This window comes from Paeniglutamicibacter quisquiliarum (assembly GCF_019084045.1).
GTDB lineage: Bacteria > Actinomycetota > Actinomycetes > Actinomycetales > Micrococcaceae > Paeniglutamicibacter > Paeniglutamicibacter quisquiliarum.
This window is the reverse complement of sequence record NZ_JAHRED010000003.1, coordinates 498505-507608: the sequence shown is the minus strand read 5'-3', so window position 1 is coordinate 507608 and position 9104 is coordinate 498505. Positions and strand designations below refer to the sequence as shown.

Sequence of the window (9104 nt, the reverse complement as noted above, 5' to 3'; positions counted from 1 at the left end):
GGGGTGGCGGGCGCCCGGTGTCCGGTCCCGGGAAACGCCAGAGGCGGACCCGGTGCGAAATTTCAGTTAGGCGACGTTGTTCTCGTAGTCGACGTCCTTGGTGTCCTTGGTCAGGAACAGGGCGACGAGCGTGAGCACCGCACCGAGTGCCAGGTAGGCGCCGACCCAGACGGTGTTGCCGCCGCCGAACTGCCACAGCGCGATGGCCACGAACGACGCGGGTGCCGCGCCGATGACCGAGGACATGTTGTAGGCGACGGCCGAACCGGTGTAGCGCACGTTCGAGGGGAAGAGCTCGGGCAGGTAGGCGGCCATCGGGCCGAACGTCGCACCCATCAGCGTGAAGCCAATGACCAGGCCGACCATGGCGGCGCCCTTGCCCGGGCCGAACATCAGGGTCCAGGCCAGGCCGAAGACCAGGATGCCGCTGGTGACATAGATCAGGAACTTGCGGCGGCCGAACTTCTCGGCCAGCGGGCCGGAGACCATGGTGAAGATGCCGAAGAAGACCACGCCGATGATCAGCATCGTGAGGAACTCGGGGCGGGCGATGCCCAGGCCCGGCGCAAAGGCTGCCTCGGCGGCGGCGTCAAAGACCTTGCCCTTGGCCTCGGCCGCGGCGCGGGCCGCCTCGACGGTGGCCGGGGCGGTGCCGTAGGTCAGCGTGAAGGCTGTCATCAGGTAGAAGAGCACGTAGGTGGCCAGCATGATGAAGGTGCCGGCGAGCACCGGACGCCAGTGGTACTTCATGGTGGTCTTGAACGGGGACTTGGCGACCTTCTTCTGGTCCACGACCTTGGTGAAGGCCACGGACTCGACCAGCTTCAGGCGGACCCAGAGGCCCACGGCGACCATCACGGCGGAGAGGATGAACGGCACGCGCCAGCCCCAGGACATGAACTGCTCCGGGGACAGGCCCAGCTGCAGGCCGACGAACATCAGGTTGGCGATGATGAAGCCGATCGGCGCGCCCAGCTGCGGGAAGGTGCCGTAGATGGCGCGCTTGTTGGCCGGGGCGTTCTCGGTGGCCAGCAGGGCGGCGCCGGACCACTCGCCGCCGAGGGCCAGGCCCTGGGCGAAGCGCAGCAGCACCAGCATCAGCGGTGCCAGCACCACGAAGTTGCCCTGCGCCGGGGGCAGGAAGCCGATCAGGAAGGTGGCGATGCCCATGAGCAGCAGCGAAGCCACCAAGGTGCCCTTGCGGCCGATCTTGTCGCCAAAGTGCCCGAAAAGCACCGAGCCGACCGGGCGGGCGACGAAGGCCACGCCGAAGATCGCGAACGAGGAGAGGATCGCGTTGACGTTGGACGCGTTCGGGAAGAAGAGCGTCGGGAAAACCAGCACCGATGCCGTGGCATAGGCGTAGAAGTCAAAGAACTCAATGGTGGTGCCGATGAGGCTGGCAAACAGCACGCGTCCGCGCGTGTTTTCTTTCGGTGCAACGACCGCGGTCTTGTTGGACATGGGCTCGTGATTCTCTAGGTGGTGCCTTAAAATTACTAAGTGACAAGTTTATGCTGGACGTCCATCTATTGGACAGTCCTTCCACTATTTGGACAACTGTAATACAAGCCACAGCGATCCCGCGCGCATGACTGTCGCGCAGCCCGATATTTTTGATTCGACTTGGCACTTCGCGGACCCGGAATCGACCCGTTCCGGCGGTGGCTACTTCTTCGAGGACCCCAGGTCCGCCCGGGGCGCGCCCACTGGCACGGCGACTGCGGCCAATTCCCGCTGCTGGCGCGCACGGGCAAAGTTCCTGGAGAGTCGATGCGACGGCCGCTCGACGACCAAATAGAACAGCCACGCGACGAACAGGGAGAGGGCAAACCCCACGGGAATCTGCACCCACAGCGGAACCAGCCCGTGGGTCGCGAAGGCAAGGGCCACGACCACCGGCTCCTGGGTCAGGTAGAGGCTGAAGGAAATTCTGCCAAGCCAGCGTATCGGGCGCGAGCCGAACGCCCTGACGCTTGGCCGCCAGAAGGCGACGGCAAAAACCAACAGCGTCGCGCCGATCGCCGCAAAGCCGATCCAGGACTGCCGCCACCGGGATTCCGGGTCGACGCCGGCCACCAGCCAGGAATAGCACAACAGGAGGATCGACGCGACGCAGATCAGCGTCCACCCCCATCCCCGGATCCTGGCGGCCCGGGCCCGCAAGGCCTCGATGTTGTAGGCCATCAGCACGCCGAGCAGGAAGACGCTCAGGTACACCAGATCCGGGTAGAAGAAGCCCGCCAAGGGCCACAGCATGCAGAACAGGGGCACCGCCGCGACCTTCAGCCACAACAGCCTTTTCCAGGTGAAGGCCACCCAGAGGAAGAGCGGGAGCAGCAGCGAAAAGAGAACCTCATAGCGCAGCGACCAGAGCGAGGTGTTCAGCCCTCCCCAGCCGGCAATCAGCGACGAGCCCAGCAGCACCTGCACCGGCCCGTTGGGGGCCGCCGCATGGTCGTTCAGCCAGGGGCTGCCATTGGGGATCTCCGCCCGGCGGATGGCCAGCGTCGTCAGATACGCAAAGACTAGGCTCGCGATCGACGGCACATAGAGGCGGAGCAGCCGGCGGGGGTAGAAGTATTTCCACGGCACCGCCGCGCCGCGGGCAAAGGGCAGCGCCAGGACGAAGCCGCTGAGCACGTAGAAGACGACCACCGCTTCCGATCCCGCCCAGAGAATCCGCAGCGGCGAGTAATTCATGAGGGTTTCAAAGGTGGACAGCGGGCCAGTCTCGGTCAGCTTGTAGATCGCACCGGCCCGGTCATTCGAAACCACGATATGAAAGACGACCACGACGGCCGCCGCCACTCCACGCAACCCGTCGAGCGAACCGAATCTCGCACTTTCCCCTGCCATGGAACCCCGCCCCCAAACAACGCATGTGCAAACAGGGTACTCCCGCCGGGACGCAGCAATTCACGTAGTTCCCACTCGAAAACGTGGAGCCAAACAGGTAGTCCACCGTGCCCCGCGCGCGAGGGGGCACGGATGCACATGGCCGCCGCCCCCGGGTCGGGGGCGGCGGCCATGTGCGATGCGATTTCGGCGGCGCCTTTGGGCGCCCCACGGAGGCTAGAGGTGGACGTGCAGGCGCCGCGCGGCCTCGGAAATGGAGCCCGAGAGCGAGGGGTAGACCGAGAACGTCTCGGCCATGTCATCGACGTGCAGCTTGTTGTGCACGGCCAGCGCGATGGGGAAGATCAGCTCGGAGGCACGCGGCGCCACCACGACGCCGCCGATGATGGTTCCGGAGCCGCGGCGCGAAATGATCTTCACGAAGCCCTGGTTCACGTTCATCATCTTGGCGCGCGCGTTGGTGGCGAGGTCCAGCTTGATGATGTCGGCCTGGTACTTGCCTTCCTCGACCATGCGCTCGGTGACCCCGACGGTGGCGATCTCCGGGGAGGTGAAGATGTTCGAGGAGACCTCGGTGAGCTTCAGCGGCTTCACCGAATCGCCCAGCAGGTGGGCCATGGCAATGCGGCCCTGCATCGCGGAGACCGAGGCCAGCGCGAAGACACCGGTGCAGTCCCCGGCCGCGTAGACGTTGGTGGCGGTGGTGCGCGAGACGCCGTCGACCTGGATGTGGCCGGATTCGCTGAGCTTGATGCCCGCCTCCTCCAGGCCGATGCCGGCGGTGTTGGGGATCGAGCCGACGGCCACCAGGCAGTGGCTGCCCTCGATGACCTGTCCGTCGCCCAGGGTCACCCGCACCGTGTCGCCGTCGCGTTCCACGGCCTCGGCGCGGGACTTGGCCACGACGTTCACGCCGTTTTTCTTGAAGGCCTGCTCCAGGACCTCGGCCGCATCGGCGTCCTCGCCGGGCAGCACGCGGTCGCGCGAGGAGACCAGGGTGACCTTGGTGCCCAACAGGTTGTAGGCGGAGGCGAACTCGGCACCGGTGACACCGGAACCGATGACGATCAGGTGCTCGGGGACTTCCTTCAGGTTGTAGACCTGGGTCCAGTTGAAGATGCGTTCGCCGTCGGGAATCGCCGTGGGAAGCTCGCGCGGGTGCGCCCCGACGGAAATCAGCAGGGCGTCGGCGGGGATGGTCTCGGTGCTGCCGTCGGTGCGGGCGACCTCGACGGTGGAGGCGTCAAGCAGCCTGCCCTCGCCGATGACCACGCGCACTCCCACGCGCTCGAGGCCCATGTGGATGTCGGAGGACTGCTCGCGGGCCAGTTCCAACAGGCGCGCGTTCATGACCGAGAGGTCGGCCACCGCCTCGGTGCCGGCATCACCGACCTCGACACCGAACTCGCGGGCGCCGAAGACCCGGCGCATGGCATCGGCCGTCGCCACCAGGGTCTTGGACGGGACGACGTCGGTCAACACCGCCGAGCCGCCCATGCCCGCGCGTTCGACGATGGTCACCTGGGCGCCGAGCTGGGCACCTACCATCGCGGCCTCGTAGCCACCGGGGCCACCGCCGAGAATTACTAGCCTGGGGGAACTGATATCGCGTTGTGCACTCACGATCACTCATTCTTCCCTACCGGGCAGCCAAGTGCACACCGCACACGCGGGCGGGGGTCCTCCGCAGTGGCGGCGAACTGCCGCCCGGTGCCCGCGCCCGGGGTGCCCGGGGGCACCCCACCTGACAACGCCGGGATCCGCCGGTAGGTTTAACCCCGTGATCGACAACGAATCTGCCCCCTTTGACCTGGCCAACGCCGCCGCCGCCAAGATCGCCGAACTCACCGGCATCCCGAACCACGACATCGCCCTGGTGCTGGGCTCCGGCTGGGGCGAGGCGGCGGACCTCATCGGTGAAACCACCCACCGCATCGACGCCACCGAGTTGCCCGGATTCCACGCCGCCGCGGTGCCCGGGCACGTGGGCACGATCTCCTCGGTGCTCACCACGGGCGGCAGGCGCGTGCTGGTGCTCGGCGCGCGCACCCACTTCTACGAGGGCAAGGGCGTGCGCTCGGTGGTCCACGGCGTGCGCACCGCCGCCGCGGCGGGCGCCAAGACGCTGGTGCTGACCAACGGCTGCGGCGGGCTGAACCCGGCCTGGAGCCCGGGCACCCCGGTGCTGATCTCCGACCACCTCAACCTCACCGGCACCTCCCCGCTGGAAGGCGCGACGTTCGTGGACCTGACCGACCTGTATTCCGCGCGCATCCGGGACCTGGCCCGCGAGGTCGACCCGTCCCTGGACGAGGGCGTGTACGCGCAGTTCACCGGCCCGCACTACGAGACCCCCGCCGAGGTGCGCTACGCCAAGGTGATCGGCGCCGACCTGGTGGGCATGTCAACCGCCCTGGAGGCCATCGCCGCGCGCCACGCGGGCATGGAGGTCTTCGGGATCTCACTGGTGACCAACCTGGCCGCCGGGATCTCCGAGACCGCGCTCAGCCACGCCGAGGTCATCGAGGCCGGCCAGGCCGCCGGCCCGCGGATTTCCGCGCTGCTGGCGGACATCGTCGCCAAGCTCTAGGCCCCCGAAGCGTCCGCCCCGGTGGATCCCCAGCGACCGATCCCGATCCCGGAGCCTGCCAGACCCGGCAGCCCGGCCCAGCAGAAGGACCCAGCACAGCAGATGACCACCCACCAGATCGACGCCGCCCTGCTTGAGACCGCCGCGGCCTGGGCCGCCCAGGACCCGGACCCGGTGACCGCCGCGGCGCTGCGCAAGCTGTGCGACGCCGCCGGTGCAGGTGACGGACCGGCCGCCGCCGAGCTGGCGGACCGCTTCGCGGCGAACCTGGCGTTCGGGACCGCGGGGCTGCGTGCCGAGCTGGGGCCGGGCCCGAACCGCATGAACTCCATGGTGGTGCGGCGCACCGCCGCCGGGATCGGGCGCTTCCTGCTGGACACGGCCAAGGGGGCCTACAGACCGCGGGTGGTCATCGGCTTCGATGCCCGGCACAACTCCGACGTCTTTGCACGCGAGTCCGCCGCCGTGCTCACCGCCGCCGGGCTCGAGGTGCACCTGCTGCCCTCGGCCCTGCCCACCCCGGTGCTGGCCTGGGCCGTGCGCGAGCTGGGCGCGGAGGCCGGGATCATGGTCACCGCCAGCCACAACCCGCCGGCCGACAACGGCTACAAGGTCTACCTCGGCGGGCGCGCCGAGAGCGGGTGGGGGCAGGGCGTCCAGATCGTCAGCCCCGTGGATGCGCAGATCGCCGCACGGATCAACCACGGCGAACCGATGGCTGACATCGCCCTGGCCGCCGAGGGCTGGGCCGTGCTGCCCGGCGCCGGGGAGCCAGGGGACATCGAGGGCGGGTACCTGGATGCCATCGCCGGCGTCGTACCGGCGGCCGGCGTGACCGACGGGGACGCCATCACCGCGGCGCGCGAGAACCTGAGGATCGTGCTGACCCCGATGCACGGGGTCGGCGGGCACACCATGGCCCAGGCGCTGGGCCGCGCCGGTTTTTCCCGGGTGCGCCTGGTGGCCGAGCAGGCCGAGCCGGACCCGGACTTCCCCACCGTCTCCTTCCCCAACCCGGAGGAGCCCGGCGCCCTCGACCTGGCCCTGGCCCTGGCCGCCGGGACCGACGCCGACCTGGTGATCGCCAACGACCCGGACGCCGACCGCTGCGCCGTCGCCGTCAGGTTCCCCGACACCGGCTGGCGGATGCTGCGCGGGGACGAGCTCGGCTGGCTGCTGGGCGACCGCGCCGCCGCGACAGCGGCCCCCGGCGCGGTGCTGGCCAACTCCATCGTCTCCTCGCGCATGCTCGCACGAATCGCCGCGGCGCATGGGCTGGCCCACGAGAGCACGTTGACCGGCTTCAAGTGGATCTCGCGCGTGCCCTCCCTGGCCTTCGGCTACGAGGAGGCACTGGGCTATTGCGTGGCCCCCGACCTGGTGCGCGACAAGGACGGCATGTCGGCCGCGCTGATGCTTGCCGACTACGCCGCGGAGCTCAAGGCCGCCGGCTCCTCCCTGCCGGCGGCGCTCGATGCCCTGGCGCTGGCGCACGGTCTGCACCAGACGGACCAACTCTCGGTGCGCGTGGCGGATTTGGCCCTGCTGGACACCATGATGGAGTCGCTGCGCGCAGCCCCGCCGGCCACCCTGGGCGGGGAGGCCGTCACCGGTTTCGAGGACCTGTCTCTGGGGGCGCACCTGCCGCCGACCGACGGGCTGCTCTTCGCCACCGCCGCCCACACCCGGGTGATCGTGCGGCCCTCGGGGACCGAGCCGAAGCTCAAGTGCTACCTCGAGGTCATCGCGCCGGTCACCGGCCCCGGCGAGCTGCCGGCGGCCCGCGCCGCCGGCAGCGCACGGCTGGAGGCCATCAAGCAGGAACTCGCCGGCCTGCTGGGCCGCTAGGTGGCGGCCGGCGGCCAATCCGCCGGGCGCGTCCCCCTCCCCCACGCCTTTTCATCCAGATCACGACCAGGAGCCACAGAACACGCCATGAGCACCCCCAACATTGCCTCGTACATCGACCACACCATCCTGAACCCCGACGCCGCGGCCTCCGATGTCGCCCGCATTTGCGCCGAGGCCGTGCAGTACAAGTTCAAGTCCGTTTGCGTGAACCCGATCTGGGTGGCCACCGTGAGTGCCGCGCTGGCGGACTCCGGCGTGCTCACCTGCTCGGTCATCGGCTTCCCCTTCGGCGCCATCCCCACCGCCGCCAAGGTCTTTGAGGCGAACACGGTGGTGGCCGACGGCGCCAACGAGGTGGACATGGTCATCAACATCGCCGCAGCCAAGGCCGGGGACGAGGAAGCCCTGGTGGCCGACATCTCCGCCGTCGCGCAGGCGGTGCATGCCGGCGGCGCGATCCTGAAGGTCATCATCGAGACGGCGCTGCTCAGCGACGAGGAGAAGGTGCTTGCCTGCCGCGCCTCGGTGCGGGCGGGGGCCGACTTCGTGAAGACCTCCACCGGCTTTGCCGGCGGCGGGGCAACGCTCGAGGATGTGGCGCTGATGCGGGCCACCGTGGGCCCGGAGACGGGCGTGAAGGCCTCCGGCGGGGTGCGTTCGCTGGAAACGGCGCACGCCATGATCGCCGCGGGCGCCACGCGTCTTGGTTCCAGCTCCGGAGTTGCTATTGTGGAGGGTGAACAAGGCGCCGAGGGCTACTGATCTCGTATCCCGCGCGCATTGAAACCAGATCATTTTTAGGAGATTCGCTGTGTACTCGAACGGCAAGAACGTAGCCCACTCGGGCCAGGGCCGACTGGCCGGGAACGTCATCGCTTTGGTGGTGTTCTTCGTCATGTTCGCCGGAGCCATCTTCGCGCTCTCGTACTGGTCGCTGGACAACGCCTGGATCCCGGGCATTGCCTGCCTCGTGCTGGCCATGTTGGCCTTCGCCATTCCGCAGCACATCTTGGGCATGTCCGACCGCGACCCGGCCAAGACGGCTTCGAAGCAGGACTAGACGCCAGCTGCGTCTCCCGCAAAGGGAGGCGGGCACCGCGCAGCATCCGCAATCCGCACCCCGTGCGGACCTGCGTTGCACGCGGTGCCCGCCTCCCTTTTTGCATGCCGATTTCGGCCGCTTTCCGGCACGTCTCCGGCCCGCGGGAGACCGGGCGCGGAGCCCTCGCCAAAACTTCTACAAGTCGTAGAAAACTACAGGTGGTCGCGTGTAGGATGAAGTCCAACGGAAACCCAAGGCTTTCGTTGGACCAGCCGACTCTGCCTGAAGAAATGAGCGCCCCACCATGGAAAACACTCCGCGCAGCAACGTCGTTGTCGGCATTGACGGATCGCCGCAATCCATCAGCGCCCTTCGCTACGCAGCCACCCTTGCAGCATCCCTGGGCCACGGCCTGGTGGCTTTTTCCTCGTGGCTGCCGCGCATCGCGTTGGAGGACTACACCCCGGACTGGGCGCCCGAGCAGGACGCCCGCGACGCGCTGGAAAAGTCCATCGAACAGGCCTTCGGCGAGGACATTCCCGCCGGCCTGGAGCGCAGGGTGGTCATGGGCCCCGCTGCTCCCAACCTGATCGAGGCCTCCAAGGACGCTGCCATGCTGGTGTTGGGCACGCGCGGGCGCGGCGGCTTCAAGGGCCTGCTCCTGGGTTCGGTGTCCAGTTCGCTGGCCGCCCATGCCAAGTGCCCGGTGCTGATCCACCACGGAGAAGCCGCCGCCGCCTGACAACCACCGATATGCGGATG

The 9104-nt window shown here is 68.5% G+C and carries 8 protein-coding genes; 5 read left to right on the top strand and 3 right to left on the bottom strand.

The features are described from left to right. Positions 1-66: 66 nt before the first annotated feature. The 3 genes from KRR55_RS08915 to KRR55_RS08905 all read right to left on the bottom strand — a co-directional run bounded on the left by KRR55_RS08915 (position 67) and on the right by KRR55_RS08905 (position 4482). Positions 67-1464: an MFS transporter gene (locus tag KRR55_RS08915; protein WP_217388713.1), complete on the bottom strand. Its 1398-nt coding sequence runs from the start codon at positions 1462-1464 to the stop codon at positions 67-69. A gap of 204 nt (positions 1465-1668) precedes the next feature. Then, positions 1669-2859: an acyltransferase family protein gene (locus KRR55_RS08910; RefSeq protein ID WP_217388712.1), complete on the bottom strand. Its 1191-nt coding sequence runs from the start codon at positions 2857-2859 to the stop codon at positions 1669-1671. 216 nt (positions 2860-3075) lie between these two features. Then, positions 3076-4482, bottom strand: coding sequence for an NAD(P)H-quinone dehydrogenase (locus tag KRR55_RS08905; protein ID WP_217388711.1), 1407 nt, complete (start codon positions 4480-4482; stop codon positions 3076-3078). Positions 4483-4639: 157 nt separating this feature from the next. Between KRR55_RS08905 and KRR55_RS08900 the strand changes: the two genes are divergently transcribed. The 5 genes from KRR55_RS08900 to KRR55_RS08880 all read left to right on the top strand — a co-directional run bounded on the left by KRR55_RS08900 (position 4640) and on the right by KRR55_RS08880 (position 9084). Next, positions 4640-5449 carry a purine-nucleoside phosphorylase gene (locus tag KRR55_RS08900; RefSeq protein ID WP_217388710.1) on the top strand — a complete coding sequence of 270 codons (810 nt, stop codon included), beginning with the start codon at positions 4640-4642 and terminating at the stop codon, positions 5447-5449. A 102-nt stretch (positions 5450-5551) separates the two neighbouring features. Further along, positions 5552-7297, top strand: coding sequence for a phospho-sugar mutase (locus tag KRR55_RS08895; protein WP_217388709.1), 1746 nt, complete (start codon positions 5552-5554; stop codon positions 7295-7297). 87 nt (positions 7298-7384) lie between these two features. Next, on the top strand, positions 7385-8062 hold the full coding sequence (gene deoC / locus KRR55_RS08890; RefSeq protein ID WP_217388708.1) for a deoxyribose-phosphate aldolase: 678 nt from the start codon (positions 7385-7387) through the stop codon (positions 8060-8062). Between the two features lie 49 nt (positions 8063-8111). Further along, positions 8112-8360: a hypothetical protein gene (locus KRR55_RS08885; RefSeq protein ID WP_217388707.1), complete on the top strand. Its 249-nt coding sequence runs from the start codon at positions 8112-8114 to the stop codon at positions 8358-8360. A gap of 286 nt (positions 8361-8646) precedes the next feature. After that, entirely contained in the window at positions 8647-9084 is a 438-nt protein-coding gene (locus tag KRR55_RS08880) for a universal stress protein (protein WP_217388706.1), read from the top strand. Positions 9085-9104: the final 20 nt, after the last annotated feature.

What these genes read in the sequence shown, in the direction of transcription:
- KRR55_RS08915 (WP_217388713.1), bottom strand. Translation starts at nt 1,464, where the DNA reads ATGTCCAACAAGACCGCGGTCGTTGCACCGAAAGAAAACACGCGCGGA.
- KRR55_RS08910 (WP_217388712.1), bottom strand. Translation starts at nt 2,859, where the DNA reads ATGGCAGGGGAAAGTGCGAGATTCGGTTCGCTCGACGGGTTGCGTGGA.
- KRR55_RS08895 (WP_217388709.1), top strand. Translation starts at nt 5,552, where the DNA reads ATGACCACCCACCAGATCGACGCCGCCCTGCTTGAGACCGCCGCGGCC.
- deoC (WP_217388708.1), top strand. Translation starts at nt 7,385, where the DNA reads ATGAGCACCCCCAACATTGCCTCGTACATCGACCACACCATCCTGAAC.
- KRR55_RS08880 (WP_217388706.1), top strand. Translation starts at nt 8,647, where the DNA reads ATGGAAAACACTCCGCGCAGCAACGTCGTTGTCGGCATTGACGGATCG.